General features: G+C 39.0%; 22 protein-coding genes. 10 read left to right on the plus strand and 12 right to left on the minus strand.

Features of this window, described 5'->3' with window-relative positions:
* Positions 1-27: 27 nt before the first annotated feature.
* Together V7161_RS10920 and V7161_RS10925 are read right to left on the minus strand one after the other, a co-directional pair.
* On the minus strand, positions 28-318 hold the full coding sequence (locus V7161_RS10920) for a hypothetical protein (RefSeq protein ID WP_420491613.1): 291 nt from the start codon (positions 316-318) through the stop codon (positions 28-30).
* A 4-nt stretch (positions 319-322) separates the two neighbouring features.
* Positions 323-1,567, minus strand: coding sequence for an MFS transporter (locus V7161_RS10925; protein WP_335445066.1), 1,245 nt, complete (start codon positions 1,565-1,567; stop codon positions 323-325).
* Positions 1,568-1,730: 163 nt separating this feature from the next.
* On the opposite strand from V7161_RS10925, the gene V7161_RS10930 reads away from it, so the two are divergent.
* The 5 genes from V7161_RS10930 to cysC are packed head-to-tail and all read left to right on the plus strand — an operon-like array spanning position 1,731 to position 5,515.
* The gene (locus tag V7161_RS10930) at positions 1,731-2,498 is read left to right on the plus strand and encodes a phosphosulfolactate synthase (RefSeq protein WP_335445068.1); all 768 of its coding nucleotides are present in this window, start codon (positions 1,731-1,733) and stop codon (positions 2,496-2,498) included.
* Entirely contained in the window at positions 2,483-3,010 is a 528-nt protein-coding gene (locus tag V7161_RS10935; protein ID WP_335445070.1) for a histidine phosphatase family protein, read from the plus strand. The genes V7161_RS10930 and V7161_RS10935 overlap by 16 nt, the downstream gene beginning before the upstream one ends.
* Positions 3,011-3,034: 24 nt before the next feature.
* Positions 3,035-3,736 carry a phosphoadenylyl-sulfate reductase gene (locus V7161_RS10940; protein WP_335445115.1) on the plus strand — a complete coding sequence of 234 codons (702 nt, stop codon included), beginning with the start codon at positions 3,035-3,037 and terminating at the stop codon, positions 3,734-3,736.
* 21 nt (positions 3,737-3,757) lie between these two features.
* Positions 3,758-4,906: a sulfate adenylyltransferase gene (sat, locus tag V7161_RS10945; RefSeq protein WP_335445117.1), complete on the plus strand. Its 1,149-nt coding sequence runs from the start codon at positions 3,758-3,760 to the stop codon at positions 4,904-4,906.
* A 12-nt stretch (positions 4,907-4,918) separates the two neighbouring features.
* Positions 4,919-5,515, plus strand: coding sequence for an adenylyl-sulfate kinase (gene cysC / locus V7161_RS10950; protein ID WP_335445072.1), 597 nt, complete (start codon positions 4,919-4,921; stop codon positions 5,513-5,515).
* 10 nt (positions 5,516-5,525) lie between these two features.
* On the opposite strand, the gene V7161_RS10955 is transcribed toward cysC, so the two are convergent.
* The gene (locus V7161_RS10955) at positions 5,526-6,155 is read right to left on the minus strand and encodes a YitT family protein (protein ID WP_335445074.1); all 630 of its coding nucleotides are present in this window, start codon (positions 6,153-6,155) and stop codon (positions 5,526-5,528) included.
* A 92-nt stretch (positions 6,156-6,247) separates the two neighbouring features.
* Complete coding sequence (locus tag V7161_RS10960; RefSeq protein ID WP_335445075.1) at positions 6,248-7,408, minus strand: polysaccharide deacetylase family protein; 1,161 nt, start codon at positions 7,406-7,408, stop codon at positions 6,248-6,250.
* Positions 7,409-7,672: 264 nt separating this feature from the next.
* Here V7161_RS10960 and V7161_RS10965 point away from each other — a divergent pair, with 264 nt between their 5' ends.
* The 3 genes from V7161_RS10965 (at position 7,673) to V7161_RS10975 (ending at position 12,134) form a co-directional block, all read left to right on the plus strand.
* Positions 7,673-9,142 (plus strand): amidohydrolase family protein, encoded by a 1,470-nt coding sequence (locus tag V7161_RS10965; RefSeq protein WP_335445077.1) that lies wholly within the window; start codon positions 7,673-7,675, stop codon positions 9,140-9,142.
* A 126-nt stretch (positions 9,143-9,268) separates the two neighbouring features.
* The gene (locus V7161_RS10970) at positions 9,269-10,834 is read left to right on the plus strand and encodes a glutathione ABC transporter substrate-binding protein (protein ID WP_335445079.1); all 1,566 of its coding nucleotides are present in this window, start codon (positions 9,269-9,271) and stop codon (positions 10,832-10,834) included.
* Between the two features lie 76 nt (positions 10,835-10,910).
* Positions 10,911-12,134, plus strand: a complete 1,224-nt coding sequence (locus V7161_RS10975) for an amidohydrolase (protein WP_335445081.1) — start codon at positions 10,911-10,913, stop codon at positions 12,132-12,134.
* A 27-nt stretch (positions 12,135-12,161) separates the two neighbouring features.
* Here V7161_RS10975 and ncs1 read toward each other — a convergent pair whose 3' ends face one another.
* The 8 genes from ncs1 to V7161_RS11015 all read right to left on the minus strand — a co-directional run bounded on the left by ncs1 (position 12,162) and on the right by V7161_RS11015 (position 20,322).
* Positions 12,162-13,619 (minus strand): NCS1 family nucleobase:cation symporter, encoded by a 1,458-nt coding sequence (gene ncs1, locus V7161_RS10980; protein WP_335445083.1) that lies wholly within the window; start codon positions 13,617-13,619, stop codon positions 12,162-12,164.
* A gap of 7 nt (positions 13,620-13,626) precedes the next feature.
* On the minus strand, positions 13,627-14,949 hold the full coding sequence (locus tag V7161_RS10985) for a hypothetical protein (RefSeq protein ID WP_335445085.1): 1,323 nt from the start codon (positions 14,947-14,949) through the stop codon (positions 13,627-13,629).
* Positions 14,946-15,638, minus strand: coding sequence for a response regulator transcription factor (locus V7161_RS10990; protein ID WP_335445087.1), 693 nt, complete (start codon positions 15,636-15,638; stop codon positions 14,946-14,948). The genes V7161_RS10985 and V7161_RS10990 overlap by 4 nt, the downstream gene beginning before the upstream one ends.
* The gene (locus V7161_RS10995; RefSeq protein WP_335445088.1) at positions 15,638-16,387 is read right to left on the minus strand and encodes a sensor histidine kinase; all 750 of its coding nucleotides are present in this window, start codon (positions 16,385-16,387) and stop codon (positions 15,638-15,640) included. The genes V7161_RS10990 and V7161_RS10995 overlap by 1 nt, the downstream gene beginning before the upstream one ends.
* Positions 16,388-16,487: 100 nt before the next feature.
* The gene (locus V7161_RS11000; protein WP_335445089.1) at positions 16,488-17,483 is read right to left on the minus strand and encodes an ABC transporter ATP-binding protein; all 996 of its coding nucleotides are present in this window, start codon (positions 17,481-17,483) and stop codon (positions 16,488-16,490) included.
* Positions 17,483-18,502, minus strand: a complete 1,020-nt coding sequence (locus V7161_RS11005; protein WP_335445090.1) for an ABC transporter ATP-binding protein — start codon at positions 18,500-18,502, stop codon at positions 17,483-17,485. Before V7161_RS11005 ends, V7161_RS11000 begins: the two co-directional genes overlap by 1 nt.
* Positions 18,503-18,520: 18 nt before the next feature.
* Positions 18,521-19,441, minus strand: a complete 921-nt coding sequence (gene nikB, locus V7161_RS11010) for a nickel ABC transporter permease (protein WP_335445091.1) — start codon at positions 19,439-19,441, stop codon at positions 18,521-18,523.
* Between the two features lie 26 nt (positions 19,442-19,467).
* On the minus strand, positions 19,468-20,322 hold the full coding sequence (locus V7161_RS11015) for an ABC transporter permease (protein ID WP_223588667.1): 855 nt from the start codon (positions 20,320-20,322) through the stop codon (positions 19,468-19,470).
* Between the two features lie 333 nt (positions 20,323-20,655).
* On the opposite strand from V7161_RS11015, the gene V7161_RS11020 reads away from it, so the two are divergent.
* Together V7161_RS11020 and V7161_RS11025 are read left to right on the plus strand one after the other, a co-directional pair.
* A complete protein-coding gene (locus tag V7161_RS11020) occupies positions 20,656-22,233 on the plus strand; it encodes a glutathione ABC transporter substrate-binding protein (protein ID WP_420491612.1) in 1,578 nt (525 codons plus the stop codon).
* A 63-nt stretch (positions 22,234-22,296) separates the two neighbouring features.
* Positions 22,297-23,535, plus strand: coding sequence for an amidohydrolase family protein (locus tag V7161_RS11025; protein WP_335445093.1), 1,239 nt, complete (start codon positions 22,297-22,299; stop codon positions 23,533-23,535).
* Positions 23,536-23,623 lie beyond the last annotated feature (88 nt).

The raw sequence follows: 23,623 nt of genomic DNA on the forward strand, positions 1-23,623 counted from the left end.
ACTCAAAGTTTTATTTTGAGTCACCTCTTATTTTTCTTCCTCGTCATTCAGTTTTACTTTTTTACATCCGACATATAAACAGGTGAAAATATCAAGACCTGGTTTTGCTTTTGTTAATCCTTTTAAATACGGGGTCACCAAATCTTTAAAATCCGCACCAACCCCTTCTTCTTCCAATATCCCGTAAACGAACAGCTTTTTTTCATCAAACAGAAAGGCGACATTGCCAACCGCTTTGTTTTTTGAATCTACGACATTTAGGACTTGAAATTCAGGTGTAATCACCTCAGGTGAAAAATAAATTTGCAAGCAGATCATCCCTTTATGTAAACTGTAATTTTTCAAATAATGTATCGCTATTTTCTGCAGTTTCTTTTTTCGCGACATGAATTAGAATGAGGCAAAGCAGGCCGCAAAGCAATGTTAATCCGGCAGTTGTTAAAAACATCCCTGTTCGGGACCACTCCATTAATTTACTAAAAATAGGCGGGCCAATAGCTACTCCTAAAAAACGGACCGATCCATATAGAGAAGTAACAAAGCCTCTTCGATCAGCTGGTACAGATCCTGTAATAAAGCTATTGATGCATGGGAGAACAAGTCCTGTCCCAATACTGCTTATTACAAGAACAGCAAAAAAAGGAACTAATTTATGAAATAATATCAAGGTAGAAAAAGACGCAGTCATTAGAAGCAACCCCAAAATAATTAACGATTTCATTAATTTCATCTTTTTCCCTATTTTACTTCCAGTTATATAAGAGGTGGTGGTCATAAATAAAAGGGGAATGGCTAGGATACCTCCTTTTAATAAACCATCAATATGATGATCCTTTTCAAGAATATCTGAAATATAGAACAAAATTCCAAAAAGCGCAAATAGGCAGGTTGCCCCAGTAAAATAGGCGGCAAATAACCAGCGCCCTTCTGTTTTAAATACGGAAATCAACCCTTTAATATATTTTCCAACTGGCGGCGGTTCTTTTTCCTTTTTCTTCTCCTTGATAAAAAAGATCGTTAATAGTACAGAGATAAGGCAAAAAATCGGAAAGGCAAAAAATACGGCATACCAGAACAGAAGTGCTAATAATGAACCAATGATTGGACTAATAACCTTACCGAAGCCGTTTGATGCCTCAACTAATCCTAAAACCTTGCTTTGTTCTCCGCCCTTAAATAAATCCCCAGTTAAGGCCATAGCAATTGGTGCTGTTCCCGCGGCGCCTATTCCCTGCATGATTCTTCCAGCAAGTATCCACATATAAGAATTGGAAAACCATGCGGCTGCAGCCCCTGCTAAAAAACCGCCGCTTCCATATAAAATGAGCGCAGGTATGATTACGGCCTTCCTTGAAAAACGATCAGATAAGTAACCTAGGACAGGAATAGAGATTGCAGCTGCAAACGAAAATACAGAAATAATCAAACTAATCTTAAATTGCGAAACATCAAGCTCTTCCTTCATTTTTGGAAGAATAGGGATTAGCATCGAGTTTCCCAGTACAAGAATAAGTGGAATGGAACCGATGGCGAGAATCGTTAAGCCTTTATGTTTTTGCTTCGGCACTAAGTGTACACCCCTGACAATAATGATTAGCTATTATATTGTTTGATGCGAGGCTTTCGATTATTCAGGCAAATGCCTATTTTCTAAGGAATGGGCCCATTATTTACACATTCACCCATTTTCCGAATAATCTATTTTAGAAAAATTGAGGAGGCGCATCCTTATGGGTTTTTTAACCTTGCCAAAAAGGACTTCCGGAACAAGGACCTACGGATTGACTTCAGTTGTCGATTTCGGAACTCCAATTGGTGAATTAAAAAATATTTTAGCTGATTACAGCCCATACATTGATATTGCTAAAATTGGAATCGGGTCTGCATTAGTGACACCTAACATAAAGGAAAAAATAGAGCTGTATAAACAATTTAATATTATTCCTTATTGCGGCGGCACTTTATTTGAAAAAAGCTATTACCACAATAAAATCTCAGAGTATCAAACGTATTTACATGATTTAGGTGTGAACTGGGTCGAAATTTCAAACGGGACCTTTGATATTCCAATAGAAGAACGCCTCTATCTTATTTCTCTTTTTAAACAGGATTTTCATGTAATTTCAGAGGTAGGTTCAAAAGATTGCCATAAAGAAATGCCAGTCTCTGAATGGAGAAAGGAAATGCAGCTTTTGCTAGAAGCCGGCTGTGATTATGTGATTACTGAAGGAAGAGATTCAGGAACTTCGGGTATTTATAAACAATGCGGAAACATAAAATCCGATTTAATTCAGGAATTACTAAGAGATATTGATCATAATAAAATTATTTTTGAAGCGCCTTCCGCTAAACACCAAATGTACTTTATAAATGAAATCGGACCGAACGTTAATTTAGGAAATGTTAAATTAACGGATGTACTAGTTCTAGAAGCCCAGCGTTGCGGCCTTAGAAGTGAAACCTTTTTTTTGGAGGAACATGAATGCAACTTACCTTAATCAGACATCTTCCAACAGAATGGAATAAAATGACTTGGCTTCAAGGGCGGCAAGATATTGAAATTTCGGAAATTACCGAGGCCGTAAACAAAGAGATTACTGACAATCAAATGCTGCTCGAAAAACTATCCCCATTTACTAATGTTTTAGCCAGTTCCTTAAAGCGCACTCATCAAACAGCAAGGCTTTATGGATTTAAATGCCAAATTGAAAGTTTGCTGGACGAATTAGATTTTGGAGCCTATGAAGGTGTGCCAAAGACTGACATGATTAAAGAATTCGGTGAAAAGTGGAGACAATCCCCAAAGGAAATTGTTTTAGGTGAAAGTATTGAAAATTTAGAGAACAGAATTATATTGTTCCTAGAAAAATATCGAAAATCCTCTAATATTCTAGCATTTGGCCATGGTTCTTGGATCAGGGCGGCAATTTCCTATAATCAATATGGTCATGTAAACAATATGAATAAGATCACCGTGGGAAACAATGAATGTATCACCATTACATTTTGAATGGGAGGAGAGGATTTGCCTGAAATGTTGACTTATGAAAATTGGGATGAAAGAAAAGAGGCGGAGATTCTAGAAAAGTATCCAGACTTTTTAGACGTGTTAAAATGGGCGTTCCAGGAATACGGAGATGAAATTGTTTATGCCTGCAGCTTTGGAGCAGAGGGGATCGTATTAATTGATTTAATCCAGAAGGTTAAGAAAAACGCCAAAATTATTTTCCTTGATACCGGCCTGCATTTTTCCGAGACCTATGAATTAATTGAAAAAGTTAAAGAGCGTTATCCAACATTACAAATTAAATTGAAAAAACCCATTATGACACTCAGTCAGCAGGAGAAATGGTATGGTGAAGAACTCTGGAAGCATAACCCCAATCTTTGCTGCCATATGAGGAAAGTCGTACCCCTAAGAGAAGCCCTAAATGATGTGAAAGCATGGATTTCTGGTTTAAGAAGAGAACAATCCCCAACAAGGAGCCTCACGAATTATATTAATAGAGATGAAAAATTCCATAAAATAAAAATTTGCCCCCTTATTCATTGGACTTGGAACGATATCATGACTTATATCCACTTAAACAAGCTCCCCTATAATCCATTGCACGATAAAGGTTATCCAAGTATAGGCTGTGCCACATGTACAAAAGCAATCAAGAATACAGATGACAGCCGATCAGGCCGCTGGTCAGATCATTCAAAAACAGAATGCGGACTTCATCAAGAATAGAGGTTTTGGGAGGAAGAAATGGTGAGTGAAAGTGTGCCCCATGGCGGTAAATTAATCAATCGTATAGACCCTAATTGCCCCATCAATTTATCGCTTAACCAAATAGAATTAGACAAATTAGAATTAAGTGATTTGGAATTAATCGCAAACGGAGCATATAGTCCGCTCGAAGGCTTTATGGGAAAAGCGGATTATGACACAGTTGTGAAAAGTATGAGATTGTTAAATGGATTGCCTTGGTCTATTCCGATTACACTGGCCATTAACAAAAGAAAGGCAATGGAAATAAAAGTAGGAGATACGATCAATTTAGTTCATGATGGTACGGTCTATGGTGTAATGAGCATTGAGGAAATCTTTATTCCGGACAAAAAATTAGAGGCTGAAATGGTTTACCGGACAACGGACATAAATCACCCAGGTGTAAAAAAACTATTTGAGAGAGCAGAAATTTATGTCGGAGGTCCTATTACCCTTATTAAACGGCCGCCCAAATTATTGTTTACAACCTACTATTTAGACCCTTTTCAAACAAGGCTGAAATTTCAAGAATTAGGCTGGAAGACGGTAGTAGGTTTCCAAACACGTAATCCTGTTCATCGGGCCCATGAATATATCCAAAAAACCGCACTGGAGACTGTCGATGGACTCTTCCTAAACCCGCTTGTTGGGGAGACAAAAGCGGATGATATCCCAAGTGAAATTCGAATGAAAAGCTATCAAGTGCTGCTAGAAAACTATTACCCAAAAGATAGGGTGTTTTTATCTGTGTTCCCAGCTTCCATGCGTTATGCCGGACCAAGAGAAGCTATTTTTCATGCAATGGTCAGGAAGAATTTTGGCTGTACCCATTTTATCGTAGGAAGAGATCATGCAGGTGTAGGTAATTATTATGGAACCTATGATTCGCAGAAAATTTTCAGCCACTTTTCTGAAGATGAATTAGGAATTAAACCGCTCTTTTTTGAACATAGTTTTTACTGCAAAAAATGCGAAAATATGGCCTCGGAAAAAACGTGCCCTCATGACAGACAATATCATGTTATTTTATCAGGTACAAAGGTTAGAGGGATGTTGAAGGACGGAGAACAGCCCCCTAAGGAATTCAGCCGCCCTGAGGTGGTAGAGATACTGATTCAAGGGATGAAGGAAGTTTATACCAAAAACTAAAGGGTGTATTAAATGGGGAATAGCAACATTACTTGGCATCAATCCGCTGTTACAAAAACAGACCGCCATCAATTAAATCGGCATAAAAGCTGTGTTTTATGGTTCACCGGTTTATCAGGCTCCGGGAAATCAACGTTGGCTAACGCAGTAGATCATGCCTTATTCGAACTTGGCTTTCGAAGTTATGTGTTAGATGGAGACAATATCCGCCATGGCTTGAACAGTGACTTAAGCTTTAGGCCCGAGGACCGAAAGGAAAATATTCGTAGAATTGGGGAAGTATCGAAGCTTTTTGTTGATAGCGGTCATATTGTTTCTTCTGCATTTATCTCTCCCTTTCAGGGGGACCGCGAACTTGTCCGCCAGTTATTCGAACCGGAAGAGTTTATTGAAATCTTTGTTAAATGTCCTATTGATGTATGCGAGGATAGGGATCCCAAGGGACTATACGTAAAAGCGAGAAAGGGTGAAATCCCTGAATTTACTGGAATCTCCTCGCCATATGAAATTCCAGATAATCCAGAAATCATTATTGAAACGAATAAACTATTAATTGATCAGTCAGTCGAGGCAGTCATTGCCTATTTAAGGGAAAAGAAGATCCTGTAGGAGGGATCTTCTATTTTTTTCTCCAGTTTGCAGATAAAAAACTTAGTTTCTGAAACTTAAAACTATAGATATAGTCAATAATATTGGTAGAGAAAAATTGGCAAATAATTGCAAATATAACGATTTTATAGTTGATAACAAGTGCGGTTAATAGAAAAATAATAAAATTTATGCCCATCATTACTTTCCCAGGGCTCCATTTCTTGTAGTTGGCGATCATTAATGCCGGAATGACCATGCCTCCGCTCGATGCACCTGCGCGAATCAACAAACCTACTCCAATACCAAAAAAGATGGAACCGCTAACAATATCAAACAATAGATTTATATGTTGCAAGGGGACTTGAGAAGTTAGGAAGCTAACAACTGTTGAGGTTGTTGCAACCGAAATTATGGTTCGTATTGTCCAGGTGAACCCAAAATATTTTAAGGCAAACATTAAAAAAACAATATTAGCCAGCCATAAGGAAAATCCAAGTGATAAATGAAACCAGTGATTCAATAATATTGCTAGCCCTGCTGCGCCTCCAGAAGGAATGGAGTGCGGAAATAAAAATATAGACATAGAGAAACCTTGCAGCGTAGCTCCAAATAGTAAACAGAAATAGGTTAACAGTGTTTTTTTCATATTCAGCTGCAATAATCCCTCCCCAATAAACCTTCTTTGTCCATTTTATGATTTCTTTCTATAAAAAATGCAAAAAGGGGCGGCTAGGTCTGCCGGCCCTACTTTTAATTTAATAGTTCTGATAGTGTAACCAATTGGTAGCCTTGTGCTTGGAGCCACGGAATGACGTCGTCGACTGCTTCAGGGGTATTGATGCCCCCAATATGCATAAGAATGATATCGCCATTGCTAGCACCAACTTTTATTCTTGAAACGAGTGTCTCTGTTGATGGCTGCTGCCAGTCGATCGTATCGAGAGACCATTGAATGCTGTATGGATAACCTACCTGCCCTACAATTTTTAATGCTCCGAGGTTGTAAGAACCAAATGGAAAGCGGAAATAGGGCTGCGGGGATTTTCCAGTCGCTTTTTTAATCGCCTGATCCGCCTTAAGAATATCCTGTTTAAAGGCAGCGGCAGTCGTTTTTACTGCATCAGGATGGGAATAGGAATGGTTGCCAATTTCGTGTCCTTCATCCGCGATTCTTTTTGCAAGGTCTGGATACTTTTCAACCCATTTGCCAGTAAGGAAAAAGGTTGCTTTAAGATTATATTTTTTCAGAACATCCAAGATTGCAATCCCTGCGGCATCACTTCCTGCATCAAAGGTTAAGGCAATTTCTTTTTTCTGCAGGCTGCCATTAGAGATGAGTACGGATGAAGCAGTGGCTGGCGGCGGATCTTGTTTCGGCGGCTCCACAGGAGGCAGGGGCTCTACATTTTTTCCATATAGCTTTAAGATCTGGCCTGCAAAAATGACATCGGATTTAAGGTTATTCCATTGCTTAATTTTTACCACTGTAACTTCAGCACGAGTTGCAATGGAGTAAAGTGTATCCCCTTTAACAACTTCATACTTCACAATTTCATCAGCTGGTACATTAATTTTTTCGGGAGTTTCCGGTGTTGGGTTATCTGGTTTTCCCTCATTTGGAGTTTCAGGCGGCGGATTCTCCTTAACAGGTGGATCTTCTTTGCCAGGATCCGGTCCGTTATTCTGACCGCTGTCAACTGGGGTCTCAACGGTGGGTGATTTAATTGGTTTACCTTGATCAAATATGTTCAGAGTTTGAAAAAATAACATGTATAGAATACCTATAAAACTTATCGCTGACAGGCTAAAGTAAATCCACTTTCCTGCAGTTTGTTTGATGTGTGAGACCACTCCCAAGACTAGAACTATCGTAAAAATAAGAAAAATAAGAAGGATGATGATTTCTGGCATGATAAATTCCCCCTTTGTTTTCTGAATAAACAGGGAGCAGAAATCGGTTTGATAATGCTTCAGCTTAAAAGGGGACAAGGAGCGGTATGGTTGAGGAAAAAGACTAATTTCTGCCTTAATTATACGATATGAGACATTCGCCCATAGGTGCCGAAAATCTTAAAAAGTAGAAATATTTCAAAAAATAGTAATGATTCCGAAAATATAATGAGTGTAATTTTTTTATAATTTATAAAGAAGGAGTTTACGAAAGGAGGAATAGCATTGAAAACAAAACTAAAAGGAAGATACGTCATCGGTTATGATGGCTATGATCATGTCCTAATTGAAAACGCTGAAGTCGTTTATGAACACGACACCATTATTTATGTTGGAAAAAATTACGCAGGTGAAGTCAACGAGGAAATCGATGCAGGGAATGCGGTCATAAGTCCAGGCTTTATCGATTTAAATGCTCTCGGGGATATTGACCATGATATCCTCCATGTAGAGGCTAGTTCGAGAAGACAGATGAACCTGCTCTGGTCAGAGCAGTATGTTCAAAACGGGCATCATGAGGTCATGACCGCTGAAGAAGAAGCCTTCAAATCACTTTACGCCTACTCACAACTGATTCTTCATGGGATCACAACGGCGATGCCAATCACATCTGTTTTTTATAAAAAATGGGCAGAAACATATGAGGAGCTTGCTGCGGCAGCACATCATGCCGTTAGTCTGGGATTAAGAATTTATCTTGGTCCAAGCTACCAATCAGGGATTAGAGTGGTACAGCCTGATGGTACGATTAAACTACACTGGGATGAAGCGGCAGGAAAAGAAGGTTTACAGCGGGCAGTAAGGTTTGTGGAGGAATTCGACGGCACAAATGATGGATTGGTGAGGGGGATGCTCGCACCGGAACGGATTGAGTGTCAAACGGCAGATAGTCTCACCCAAACAAAATATATTAGTGATCAATTAGGTGTTCCTATTAAACTACATGCAGCCCAGGGAAGCTTTGAGTACCATACCATTTTAGAAAGGTACGGAGTAACACCAATTCAGTATTTATATAACCTCGGATTCTTAGGTCCAAAAACGGGAATTCCCCATGCTCATTTTATTGCTGGATATAGTGAAGCGCAAAAAGGTGAGGGTGATGATATTGCTCTTTTAAAAGAAACGAACACGACCGTCATTCATTGCCCATTAATCATTGGCAGACATATGTCAGCATTAGAATCATTTGCAAAATATAAAAGAGCGGGAATCAATTTGGCGCTTGGTACAGATACCTTTCCGCCGGATATGTTCCAAAACATTCGGACCGGAAGTATGCTTTCGCGATTTATCGAAAAAGAACTAGAGGATTCAACTTACGCAGACTTTTTCCGGGCGGCTACACTCGGTGCTGCAAAATTTCTAGGGAGAGAGGATCTCGGCCGACTTTCAGTTGGCTCGAAAGCAGATATTATTGCAATTGACTTAGATGGTTATCATTTGGGAGTTCTTGACGATCCAATCCGGACTATGATTGCAAGTGGATCAGGAAGAGACGTAAAGCTATCTATTATTAACGGAAAAATCGTCATGAAGGATCAAAAAATCCCTAATCTTGATTTAGAAGAAATCAAAATAAAGGGGCAGCAATATTTTCATAAAATGAAAAAGGGATATTTAGAAAGGGACTATCAGCAATTGCAAGAGTATGAATTATTTCCTCCTTCCTTTAAAGTAGTAGATTCTATTTAAATTGTTAAAAAGAAGTAAAGATATTGAAAATTAAAGTAAATATTTTCGAAATAAAATTATCTGAATATTTTCTATAATTAGACAAGTAATAACAAAGATTATAAAAATATTCAGGAGGTAGAGTCGATGAATGCAATTCGGGGTGGAAGAAGTTTATTTCTGGTGATGCTGGTGTTTTTTCTTATTACCGGGTGCTCAACCAATAAGGACGTGAGCACAAAAGAGACTGAGAAGAAGACAGCGTCAAAAGAAGGTGGGACACTAGTGATAGCCCGTTTGTCTGATGCAGAAAACTTGGATCAGCAGTTTATGTCTACCATTAATGCAGCAAGCGTTACACACCGAAAAGTATATGAAGGTTTAGTTGGCCGTGATAAAAATGCCGAAATCCAGCCATTATTAGCAGAAAAATGGGAACAGTTGAATGATACTACATGGGAATTCAAATTAAGAAAAGGTATAAAATTCCATGATGGTACCGATTTTAATGCTAATGCAGTGAAAGCTACATTTGATCGACTCTTAGATCCTAAGGTAGCTTCTCCAAGAGCTGTTGTTTTTAAAATGGTAAAAGAGGTAAAGGTTATTGATGATTATACCGTTCAGTTTCTTTTATCAGAGCCATTTTCCCCGCTGCTTTCCATTTTGGCAAGCCATGAAGGCGGAATCATTAGTCCGAAAACCATCGAAAAATACGGAAAGAACATTATTAAAGAACCAAATGGAACGGGCCCATTTGTATTTGAATCGTGGACGCCTGGACAAGAAATTGTCTTAACCAAAAATAAAAATTATTGGGGAGAAAAAGCAAAGGTCGACAAAGTAGTATTTAAAGTCGTACCCGAGGAAACCACCAGAATTTCCATGCTGGAAACGGGAGAAGCCCAAATTGCTGAACCGCTTTCTGTCCCAATGATGGATACGGTCGCAGCTTCGCAGGCAGTAGATGTTTATCGAAGTGAAGGATATGGAACCGAATATATTGGCTTTAATGTTCAAAAGAAACCCTTTAATGATGAAAGAGTCCGGAAGGCTATTGCCCATGCAGTTGAAATGGATTCCATCCTTAAAGGGGTTTATAACAACGTAGGGAAAAAGGCTAATTCGTTATTAGGTTCTAAAGTTTTCGGCTACAATCCTGATATGAAAGCGTACGAATATAACTTAAATGAAGCAAAGAAATTACTGGCTGAGGCAGGCTATCCAAATGGCTTTGAGGTGACCCTTAAAACAATGGATAGCAAAGAAAGAGTGAATATGGCCGAAGTACTTCAATCACAATTAAAAGGGATTGGAGTAAAATTAAAAATCCAGGTGTTGGAGTACGGTACCTTTGTTGACCAAGCAAACAAGGGAGACACTGAAATGTTTATCCTGAGCTGGAGAAATGCGACGGGTGATGCCGATTATAATCAGTATAACCTTTTCCATACAAGCTCTCAGGGTGGGGCTGGGAATACCTTCTTCTACAGTAATAAAGAAGCAGATCGCTTAATTGAAGCTGCTCGCAGTGAAAAAGACCAAGAAAAGCGGAAGGAATTATATGCCCAGTCACAGGAATTAGAAATGAAAGAAGCGGTTTATATTCCGGTTCGAGTCATAGAAAATTTAGCAGCTGTCTCAAAGGATGTAAAAGGCTTTGCTATTAGTCCATCTGGCTATCTAGAATTAAATGATGTCTCAATAAAATAGACTCTACCAGATAAGAGGGATATCCATTGGATAACCCCTTTTATCTTGTTAAAAAAAAATGAAAGGAAGATTTGAAATGAATAACAAATATTGGTTACAGAATGCTCGGATAGAAACAGGATATAAAAAAGAGAATGAAAAAGTTGTAGGAACAAAGACAGAACTATGTAACTTATTAATAGAGGATGGAAAAATAGCCAAAATCATCAAAGCTGCAGGAAAAAGGGAAGATGAGCTTCCGGTTAAAGATGCGAAAGGCTTGTTAGTGCTCCCTTCCTTTATTGAAAAGCATGTCCACCTAGATAAAACTTATATGGGTGATGCTTGGCGCGCATGTATCCCGGCTAAAGGGGTAATAGACCGCTGTAATTTTGAAAAAAATATTCTCGCATCTCTTCCCACAAGCACACAACAGCGGGCAGAAGCGCTGCTTGAAGTGCTATTATCCTATGGTTCCACACATGTTCGAACACATGTCGATATTTATCCTGAAGTGAAATTGCAAAATTTAGAAGGCGTGCAACATGCCTTGGAAACCTATTCCCATAAAGTAAGTTCAGAAATTGTAGCGTTCGCCCAGCACGGATTACTCCGTCCCGGAACACCAGAACTATTACGAGAGGCGTTGAGGAACGGGGCAGGACTTGTGGGAGCTGTCGATCCAGCGACGGTCGATCAAAATATTGAAGCCTCCTTAGTCCAGTTAATGGATTTGGCCGTTGAAGGGAATGCTGATATTGATTTGCATTTACATGATCCTGGCCATTTAGGTACATTCACGATGAAGCGGCTTGCCATCTTAACGAAAGAAGCAGGTTGGGAAGGAAGAGTAGCAGTCAGTCATGCTTTTGGTTTAGGAGATGTTTCCCGTGATGAAGCAATTGAAATGGCGGAAATTTTAAGAGAGGCAGGAATTTCAATTGTTACAAGCCTACCAATTGGGAGAAACATTCCTCCGGTAAACCTTTTAACTGAATATGGTGTGGAAGTGGCTATCGGCAATGATAATATCTATGATTCGTGGTGGCCGACGGGAAATGGGGATGTCTTTGAAAGGGCTGGAAGATTAATTGAACGCTGCCGTTGGACAGATGAAGTATCACTTGCACAATCCTTAAAATATATAACTGGCGGAATAACTCCTTTAAACAAAGAAGGCAGTCAGGTATGGCCAAAAGAAGGAGATACAGCCAATATAGTATTGGTAGAAGCAAGCTGTTCAGCAGAGGCCGTTGCAAGGCGATCAAACCGAAAAGCCGTATTTTTTCATGGTAACTTGGTTTCTGGGTCGTTAACTTAATTTATATAGCAAAAGGGGATGATGCCATCATCCCCTTTTTAGTGTGTTTGCTGTATTTTGACCCAACCGGCGGGCAACAGACCAATTGCTTAAATAATAGAATATTAGATAAAGAATAGCAGAAACTAGGATTCCACTAAACCAGGATACCCTATAAAGCGGTTCAAGACTTGGGATAAATTTTCCTAGTAAGCTTAGACTGCCGGCCAAAAGAGTAGATAGTATGGCAGGAAAATGAAATTCATTCGTTATTCGCATATTGATTTTAAAAGAATATAACTCTTGTATATTAATATCTTTTTTATTTATTAAAAAGTAATGCACAAGCATCACCCCGATTACAGGACTTAACATTCCTCCAACCATATTTAAAAAGGTAAAAATACTTTCAGGGTTCTCCATAAGCTTCCAAGGCATAATCAGTAAACCCATCAACGCAGCAAGTATTGCGCCAGATTTAAAGTTGAGACTTTTCGGTAATAAGGAAGCCAATTGAGAACCTGCAGGAATAATATTTCCAACAATGTTAACAGATAATGTCGATAAACAAATGGTTAGCAAGGAAAGGACAATTGCAAATTTGCTATCAAAGCGATCGATCACTTCAAGAACATTCCAAATGGGTACCCCAAAGGCAACCTCTGACCCAATGATAATCGTGATACTAGCAATGGCAAACAATAAATAAGTACTCAGAAGCCCAGCAGCTTGCCCCCAAAATTGTTCTTTATTGGAACGGGAATATCTAGTCACATCCGAAACGCTTAGTATTTGCGCTACCCACGTGGCTAAAATGGCGGAAATGCAGCTTAAAATAATAAAAATACTATTTCCTTCTACACCTCTCGAACGATAGTTTAAGATGGGAGCAATTCCACCTGCTAAATGAATGGCCCAAATTGCCATTCCCCCAAAAACGATAAAAACTAAAGGAGAGAGCAGTTTCGTTAACTTCCCTAATGAGTTGATGCCAGCAAAGATAAATAAAACATTGATAATCCAAAATAGCAAAAGAGAAATAAGACTGGATATACTTAATCCTAAAAAGCTCCAATTAGCTCCTAATGTTGGATAGGGCGCCCAAATTTCACCAATTAATATGGTGACAGCCAGGCTGCCGGCATAGGTTTGTAACCCAAACCACATAATCGCTGCCACAACTCCCCTAAGTATTCCCGGAAAAATAGCTCCTTTCCGGCCAAAGCTTGTCCGGATTAAGATTGAGAAGGGGATTCCATATTTCTCTCCGGCATGCCCATTCAAGATCATCATAACTGACAAAATGAGGGCTGAAAGGATAATGATAAAAAATACTTGCCATATGGATAAACCTAACGAAAAAAAACCACCAATCGTAACGTAGGATGGGACATTATGTACGGAGCCCATCCAAACGGAGAAATAATGTCCAAACTTCCAGGTACGAGCTTCCGGGGATGTTGGTAATAAATCCGGGCTATTTATAATTGAATCTTCTTGTTTCAAATTGAACTCACCCCGACTTTCTTATAGGTCTATAACGTCTTGATAATTGTTGATAAATCATAACAAATATACAGATAACACCAGATATAATGAAACTTACCCAAATGGTCAGCAAATTGTCGTTCCATGGTATTAGTAACAAACCACCCACAGTACCAATCAAGGAAGAAAGGGGAATAATTACAGGTAAAGTTTTGTTGCTCAGTATAATAAATAACATCGGCACTATGATTGCTGCATAAATATTTCCGGAGAAAAACAAAAGCTGCAGTGGGTTAGGTGAAAGGATACTCACAATAAGGAGTAAACCAATACACACGATACCGGAAAAAATGTAGGAAAGTTTCCATTTCTCACGATCCGATAAAGGACGAAATAATTCTATTATGTTTTTAACAACCAAGGTTGTCGTGGCATGGAGCTCTGAACTAATGGCAGACGATATGACACTAAAGCAAAATAAGACAAATAAAACAATGAGCATGGTTGATTGAATTTTATCCACAAGTTCAAAAAGCAAAGAATATATATTTTTGTAGCTTCTGCCAAACATAATAATCATGAGGAGTGAGGTAAAGGCCAGGGGAACCGTGGCCCAAATAACACCTGCTAGGGTAAAGGTCATCTGTACTTTTTCTCGTTGAATAATAAATACTCTTTGCCATGTTGCCCGGTCAATCATAGCCTGTCCAAAACCAATCAAGATAGCTGTGAAAATAAACCAGATCGAATCTGTATTTTTAAAAAATAAAATGTACGGATGATATAATTTGATCCCCTCGTAAACAGGATGAACACCTTCCTGGATATAGAAATAGACAGGGATAACGATAACGGTCCCGAAGATTAAGGTGACATTCACACCTGCAAGTTGATGGATCCGCTGCATTCCACCCACTCCCCCGACAAAAAAACAAAATCCTAAAAACAATAACATTCCAATAAAAACAGGAATAGGGAACATAATGTGTATGAGAATTCCGGCACCCATTGCTTGAATAAATAAAGAGTGCAGGCTCGTAAAAATAAGCACAGCGATGATAATCCAGTAGCCGGCAGGTGTTAATTTTTTTCTTAATACATCCCCAATCGTTTGTTCCTCAGGGAATTTATCACGCAATACTTTGGCAATAAATCCAAACAAAATGAGTGCTAATGCCCCCATTAATGAATAGCCGAGTCCTCCTGTTAATCCGTATTTAATTAACGTTTCTGGAGAGGAAAGGATGGTATTGCCTGTTATCCACCTTGCTAAAAGACTGACAACCCCAAAGCCAACACCTAATTTAATCGCACCGCTAATATAAAATTGATAAGAATTCTTATTCAACGGTTTGTCTCCTTTAGACGGTAGTCACGGGGTGATTGTCCAGTCATTTTTCGAAAGATTTGACTAAAGTAGTGCTGGCTGTTAAATCCGCATCTTTCAGAGATTGTGCTAATGCTTAAATCAGGGGAATCAATTAGCATTTTTTGCGCTTCTTTTAAACGGTAATCATTTAAATATTCCGAAAAGCCCATCCCGACTTCCTCATGAAATTTTCTGCTTAAATAAGCAGGGTTAATGTGGATTTTTGACGCCAAATAATTCAATGATAATTTTTCACTATATTCCTGGTGGATGATTTGTAATGCGTTTATGATTGGCTCAGTATACCGCCCCAACCTTTCATACTTACTCAATACACCCATCAGCTCGTCTTCAATAACAGGCTTTGTAATGTAATCAACAACCCCTAATCTTATCGAGGCCTGTGCATATTCAAAATTTTGATATGCTGTCACCATAATAATGTCCATCGAATAAGAACTGGTCAGTTCCTTCGCTAACTCCAAACCAGATTTTCCTGGCAGCTGGATATCTAAAAAAGCAAGAAAGATTTCATGTTGTTTGAAAATTTGAAGGGCTTGGGAGGCATCTAGGGCCTTGAAAAATTTCCAGTTTGGAAATTTTTTCTGAATTAAATATTCAAGTTGTTCTAATTCAAGCGGTTCATCATCGACTAAAAGGATATTCATTACATTGCACCTTCTTTTGCTAATGGGAAAATGGCGGTCACAGTGGTCCCAATATCTGTATTGTTTAATGTTACTGAAGTACGATCACCGGGAAAAAGAATCTCTAGCCTTTTGGCGATATTTTCTAATCCAAGCCCGCCATCGTTAGCTTGGAGCACTTGTCCTTCTAAAGAATTATTCCAAACGGTTACATATACTTCTTCATTTTTTTTATTAATTATGACTTTTAAAAAGGCTTCACCGATATGTTTTTCAAAGGCATGTTTAAAGGCATTCTCGACAAGCGTTTGTATTAAAAAAGGGATAATAACAGATTGGCCAACCTCTGGATCGATCGATATTTCATAATGAAGTCTTTCACGAAACCTTATTTTTTGTATTTCCAAGTAGTAATTAATATAGGATAATTCCTCATTGATCGTAATAAGAGGTGAATTGGTTTTATATTTAAATTTAAGTAATCTTGAAAGAGTTTCAATCGAGCGAATTAGTTCCGACTTTCTGTCTAACCTGGCCAAGCTTAAAATCGAATTTAATGTATTAAAGAGAAAATGCGGCTGTATTTCTTGATTTAATTGATTATATAGCGCTGTTTGCAGCTCTTTTTCAAGGGCAATTTCCCGTGTTTGTTTTTCTAGAAGGTCAATTCGTTTTTCAAAAACAAATAAGAACAACAAGGTAAAAGCACCTAATAAAGGGGCTAACACACATAGCATGATATAAAGGGAGAAGGTTTCAATATTAAGCATGGAACGAGATGCTCCTTTAAATGTAGAAAAAGGGAGTCAAACCTCACTCCCTTTTTTAATATACTATTTTATCTAATTTATCTCATTTTTGAAAATAGCTTTATTGGAATAGCTGCTCTGCAAAATGGCAGCTGACATAATGATTTTTATTTATTTCGCGTAAAGCAGGTTCTTCCATTTTACACCTCTCTGTCGCAAACGGACAACGTGTGTGAAAACGACATCCGCTAGGCGGGTCGATAGGGGAGGGGACATCTCCTTTTAATATAACTTTCTCCCTTGAAAACGTTGGATTTGGAACAGGAATAGATGATAATAATGCCTTTGTATAAGGATGATGAGGTGAATCAAATAGTGCTTTCTTTTCTGCAATTTCAACAACCTTACCAAGATACATTACCATAACCCGGTCAGAAATATGACGTACGACACTTAAATCGTGCGAAATAAAAAGGAAGGTGAGTTGAAATTGATTTTGCAGCTTTTTTAATAGATTTAGTATTTGCGCTTGGATGGATACATCCAAAGCAGAAACCGCCTCATCACAAATAATTAATTTAGGATTTACCGCAAGAGCGCGGGCAATTCCAATTCGCTGTCGCTGCCCTCCGCTAAACTCGTGGGGATAGCGATCTAGTGCTTCCTCAGGAAGACCGACATAACCTAGTAATTCTAACATTCTTTCCATCCGTTTTTCCTTCGGAACAACTTGTTGAATCGCCATTGCTTCATTTAATATTTGCTTGACCGTTTGCCGTGGGTTGAGTGAGGCAAAAGGATCCTGGAAAATAACCTGCAAATCTCCTCTAAGCTCTCTCATTTCTTTTTTATTAAAATCAAGTATATTTTGCCCAGAATATAAGACTTTACCGTCTGTCGGTTCATCCAGTCTTAAAATCGCTCGTCCAGTCGTTGATTTTCCGCAGCCAGATTCGCCGACAATACTTAACGTTTCTCCTTCATAGAGATGGAAGGAAACATCATCAACAGCTTTTACATAGTTTTTTGGTTTAAATACGGAGTCTGTTTTAACTGGGAAATACTGCTTTAAATGGTCCACCTCTAATAATACTTTCTTTTTTTCCGCAGTTTGCATTATTGTACAGCCTCCTTTTCAATAACTTGACCAGTCCATTTATCTGTATACATCCAACAGCGAACCTTAGAGCCATCAGCTTGTTCTACTAACTCCGGCTGTTTGGCATGACATATTGGCTGCTCAAAAGGGCATCGTGAGGCGAACCTGCAGCCGATCGGCATATTATAAGGACTTGGGACACTGCCTTCAATCGTTTGTAATTCTTCCTGATCTTCGTGAATCTTCGGTAAAGAATTTATTAACCCTAGGGTATAGGGATGCTTTGGGTTGGTGAAGATGTATTCGGTAGCTGCATGCTCGACAATATTGCCGGCATACATAACTGCAACGGAGTCACATGTTTCTGCGACAACACCCAAATCATGTGTAATCATGATGACACCCATGCCTAACTTGGTTTGCAGGTCTTTAATTAACGATAGTATTTGTGCTTGAATCGTTACATCCAAGGCTGTCGTTGGTTCGTCTGCAATTAGTACCTCAGGGGTACAGGCGAGTGCCATCGCAATCATGACCCTCTGGCGCATACCGCCGCTTAATTGGAAAGGCTCTTGCTTTGCCCTTTTATCAGGAGAGGGGATTCCAACGAGTTTGAGCATTTCAATGGATTTAGTCCATGCTTCTTTTTTTCCCATATTTTGATGTAGTCTTAAAGCTTCCGCAATTTGTTCACCAACCGGAATGACGGGATTTAAAGAGGTCATCGGCTCTTGGAAGATCATTGAAATTTCGTTTCCGCGAATTTTCCTCATTTCGTCCTCTGGAAGGGACACCAAATCCTTTCCTTTGAAAAGAATCTGCCCGCCTGCGATTTTACCAGGAGGGGATGGGATTAAACGGAGAATCGAAAGGGATGTCATACTTTTCCCACAGCCGGATTCGCCGACAATACCCAAGGTCTCACCCTTTTTTAGTGTGAAATCGATGCCATCTACTGCTTTACTTACGCCCCGCTTCGTATAAAAATGAGTTTTTAATCCTTTGACTTCTAATATCGGTTTGTTTTTCTCAGTCATGTCTTCATTCACCACCTATTAATTTAATTCAATCCGTTTATTGAAGAATCGATAAAATACATCAACTAATAAATTCACGATTACGAAGATAAGCGAGGCCATTAATACTCCGCCCTGGACCATTGGTAAATCGCGCATACGAATCGCATCCACAATCATACGGCCTAGTCCATTGATGGCGAATATCGATTCAACAAGTACGGTTCCGCCTAAGAGGGAACCAAATTGTAAACCAACAACAGTAATAACAGGGATAAGGGCGTTACGTAAAGCATGCTTATAAATGATGACACGTTCACGAAGTCCTTTGGCACGCGCTGTTCGGATATAATCCTGACGAACGACCTCTAACATACTGGATCTAGTCATCCGGGCCACGATGGCGGCACCCCCGGCACCTAATGTAAGGGACGGAAGAATAACATGGAGGATGCTGTCCCATCCGGCAACGGGAAGAATTTGCAACTTAACGGAAAAGAAATACATCATCATCAATCCAAACCAAAAGCTTGGAAGTGAAATCCCTAGAAGGGCAACTAACATTACACCTGTATCTGTAAGTGAGTAAGGCTTTATTGCTGAAATAATCCCGGCAGCCATCCCTAAAATGATGGTGATAAGAATACTAAAAAATGCAAGCTCCATGGTGATCGGTAAGCGAACCATAATTTCATCCAAAACTGGCTGGCTATTTTTTAACGAAGTGCCAAAATCACCATGAAAGATATTCGTTAAGTAATCAAAATATTGAACCAATAAAGGCCGGTTTAATCCTAATTGTTCACGAATTCCATTAATCGTTTCTTTAGAAGCCCCCTCACCTGCGAGCAAAACGGCAGGATCACCAGGAACGAGCTGCATAATGAAGAAAACAACGAATGTTACCCCGATTACTACCGGGATGGTTTGCAATAAACGGCGAAAAATAAACATTAACATTGATGGGCCATCCTCCTTTTAAACTATTATTTTTTCATTCGTGGATCGAACGCATCGCGTAATCCATCTCCGAAAATATTAAATCCAAGTACGAGTATTGATATCGTTAACCCTGGGAAAATAGCAATATAAGGGGCAGAGAACAAGAAATCCCTTCCATTACTTAACATCGTTCCCCATTCAGGTGAAGGGGGTTGTGCCCCAAGACCAAGGAATGATAATCCTGCTGCGGAAAGAATCGCAGTAGCAAGTCTTAATGTCCCTTGGACAATAATGGGTGAAAGAATATTCGGAAGAATATGTTTAAAAATGATCGTCAAATCATTGGCACCTAACGACCTTATGGCATCGATATACTCAAGTCTTTTGACCTCAAGGGTAGAGCCCCGGACAATCCGGGCAAATAATGGGACTGAAAACGCCCCAACTGCAATAGTAACATTAATCAGACTTGGTCCAAGGGCGCTAATAATCGCAAGAGCAAGTAAGATTCCTGGGAAAGCCAGCATAACGTCCATCATTCTCATAATGATAGAATCAACCCATTTTCCATAGTAACCGGCGACAAGTCCAAAAATAATACCGAAGAATGCACCGAAAAATACAGCTGCAAATCCAACACCCATAGAAAGTCTTGAACCGTAAATAATCCGGCTTAAAATATCTCTTCCTTTATCATCTGTTCCCATCCAATGGTCACCAGAGGGCGGCATTAATTTATTTTCCAATTTTATTGCATATGGATCATAGGGAGCCAAAAGTGGGGCAAATATCGCGATGAGAATATAAAAAACAATAATCACTGCCCCAACTAAAGCCGCTTTATTTAACATTAAAACAGATAAGAAATCTTTCAATTTAGATTGTTTTGGTTGACTCATAGATTGTTTGATTACGACAGAACGATCTGTTTTCACTTCTACTGACATGAAAAAACCTCCTTATATTTTTTGAAAAAACATGATGCTGACTCTCGCTGGTTAATCCCCCTTCCAAACCATTTTTTCAATGGGAATATGTACAAATTATCAAAATTTTAATGAATGTAAATATTTTTTAAATTGTTTGTCAAAATAGTTAAAAATTCAGTAAATATTCTGTAAATATTCTTGTTCATCATCTTCTATAATGCAGATAAGCAAATTTAGAGGCAGGTGAAATTGGTTACATCTTAGATTCTGAATTTTAAAAAAACAACAAAGGAGCAGGGGAAAATGGAGATAAAAAGACGAACCATTAAAAATGGCATTCTATTTGTATTAATTGGATTAATGCTGATGATTGCTCAAGCATGTTCTACAAAACCATCTACATCTAATGAGTCAGCAAGTAAACAAGAAGGGCCAAAGCAAGGCGGAACCTTAACCGTAGTCAGGCTTTCTGATGCAACTAAGCTAGACCCTCATTTCATCACTGATATTCCTTCCGCAAATATTGTTTATCAAAAGGTTTATGAGGGCCTGGTTGAACCAGATAAAGATTTTAAAATTCAACCATTATTAGCAAAAGAGTGGAAAGTGATCGATGATACCACTTGGGAATTTAAATTAAGAGAAGGCATAAAATTCCATGATGGTGCACCATTTAATGCTGATGCTGTTAAAAAAACCTTTGATCGTTTGCTAGATCCGAAAACAGCATCTCCTCAGCGTGAAAAGTTTTCAATGATTAAAGAAGTGAAGGTTGTGGATGAAAACACGGTTCAATTAATTCTTGAATATCCGTATGCACCACTTCTATCTATTTTGGCAAGTAATGAAGGAAGTATCATTAGTCCAAAAGCTTTGGCAGAAAATCCGGAATCATTATCACAGCATCCAGTTGGAACGGGGCCTTTTGTGTTCGAGTCCTGGAAAACTGGCCAAGAAATTTCCTTAAAGAAAAATGAAAACTACTGGGGCAAAAAACCAAATATTGATCGTGTTGTATTCAAGGTTGTACCTGAAGATGCTACTCGTCTTGCCATGATTGAAACAGGAGAAGCACAGATCAATGACCAAGTACCTGTCACAGAAATTGATCGTATTGAAGCTTCTGATAAAATGGCTCTTTACCGTACAGAAGGACTAGCTGTTGAATATCTTGGATTCAATGTAAAGAAAAAGCCATTTGATGATGTAAGAGTTCGTAAGGCAATCAGCCACGCGATTGAAAGAGAGGCCATTATCAAAGGTGTCTATAATAATGTAGGAACTCTTGCAAACGTAGCGATGAGCCCGAAAGTGTTTGGCTATAGTGATAAAGTTAAGCCATATGACTATGATTTAAACGAAGCAAAGAAACTATTAAAAGAAGCTGGCTATGAAAAAGGCCTTAAAGTGACATTATTAACGAGTGATCGAAAAGAACGTATTAATATGGCAGAAGTTATTCAATCTCAATTAAAAGGGATTGGCGTAGATGTGAAAATCCAAGTTATGGAGTATGGCGCTTATATCGGTATGATTGAAAAAGGTGAGCACGACATGGCGATTGGCGGTTGGGGAAATGCAACAGGGGATGGAGATTACAACCAATATAACCTATTCCATTCAGCATCACAGGGACCTCCAGGAAACCATTTCTACTATAGCAATCCTGATGTAGACAAAATGATTGAAGACGCACGAAGAGAAACAGATGAGAAAAAGCGTTTAAAGCTTTATGAAGAAGTTATGCAAAAGGAAATTGACGATGCCGTTTATGTTCCAATCCGAAACTACGAGCATATCGCTGCCTATAGTAAAAATGTAAGTGGATTCTGGTTAAATGCTGCAAGTTATTTAATGATCGATGATGTAGTCATAAAATAAGAAAAGGGAGAAGTACTTTTGAAAAAAAAGTACTTTTCCTAATTTAAATTAGGAGGAATTGAGATGACAACATTTTGGCTGACAAATGTCCGCTTAGAAAAAGGCTTTACATATGAAAATGATCGTATTTCCGGTACAGAGACCGAAATTTGCCACTTAAAAATTGAAGACGGTACCATTACTGAAATAACAAATAAAAAGCCTGAAATGGACGAAATGCAAAAGGATGCTAATGGTATGCTTCTGCTTCCTTCCTTAAGGGACATGCATATCCATATCGATAAAACATATTATGGCGGACCATGGAAAGCCTGTACACCTATCACGAACGGTATTTTTACTAGATTGGAAGAGGAGAAAGAATTACTTCCGAAGCTGCTTCCAACTGCTCAAGAACGGGCTGAGAAAATGATTGAATTATTATTGAAAAACGGACATACCCATATTCGCACCCATTGTAATGTGGATCCCGTCATCGGTTTGAAAAATTTAGAGGTAACTGTAAATGCCTTAAAAAAATACGAGGATGTGCTCACCTATGATATTGTTGCATTTCCACAGCATGGACTATTAAAAAGTGATTCAGTGCAGCTCATCCGGGATGCCATGAAGAATGGCGCCACATTAGTTGGCGGGGTTGACCCTGCAACTGTGGACCGTAATATCGAAAAATCCTTATATACCATCTTTGATATTGCGGTTGAAAATAGTAAAGGCGTCGACATTCATCTTCATGATCCCAACACCTTAGGGGCATTTACCTTTGAAAGGATGGCACATTATACAAAGGAAGCAGGGCTTAAAGGAAGATCCACCGTTAGCCATGGGATTGCATTAGGCGATTTAAATGGGGAAGCTCTTACGGAAATGGCTGCGATTTTTAAAGATCAAGAGATGGATGTGACCACGACAGTACCGATTAATCGGGCGACGATTCCGATTCCAACTCTAGATAAATTAGGTGTACCCGTTTCTGTTGGCCATGATAGTATTACAGATCATTGGTCCCCATTCGGGACAGGCAATACAATCCAAAAGCTAGGAACACTTGCCGAAAGATTCAGATTGAGCGATGAATATTCTTTATCTACTGTCCTTAAGTACGGGACTGGCGGTGTGACGCCACTTAATGAAAAAGGAGAGCGCGTCTGGCCGAAGGTTGGCGATGAGGCAACCATGATGCTTGTCCATGCATCATGTTCAGCAGAGGCAGTTGCAAGAAGAGCAAACGTAGAAGCTTTGTTTTTTAAAGGGAAAAAAATAGAAAGCAAGCTGATAGAAGCAGATTCGGTACGAGTTTAAGATGTAGGCTGTTTTATACGTTGAAATTATATTATTAACCCTGTTGATTGGAGCGGAAGGCGCGAAGACTCCTGCGGGAGTACGGGGC

It is taken from the genome of Neobacillus drentensis, from assembly GCF_036965425.1.
Taxonomy (GTDB): domain Bacteria; phylum Bacillota; class Bacilli; order Bacillales; family Cytobacillaceae; genus Neobacillus; species Neobacillus drentensis_F.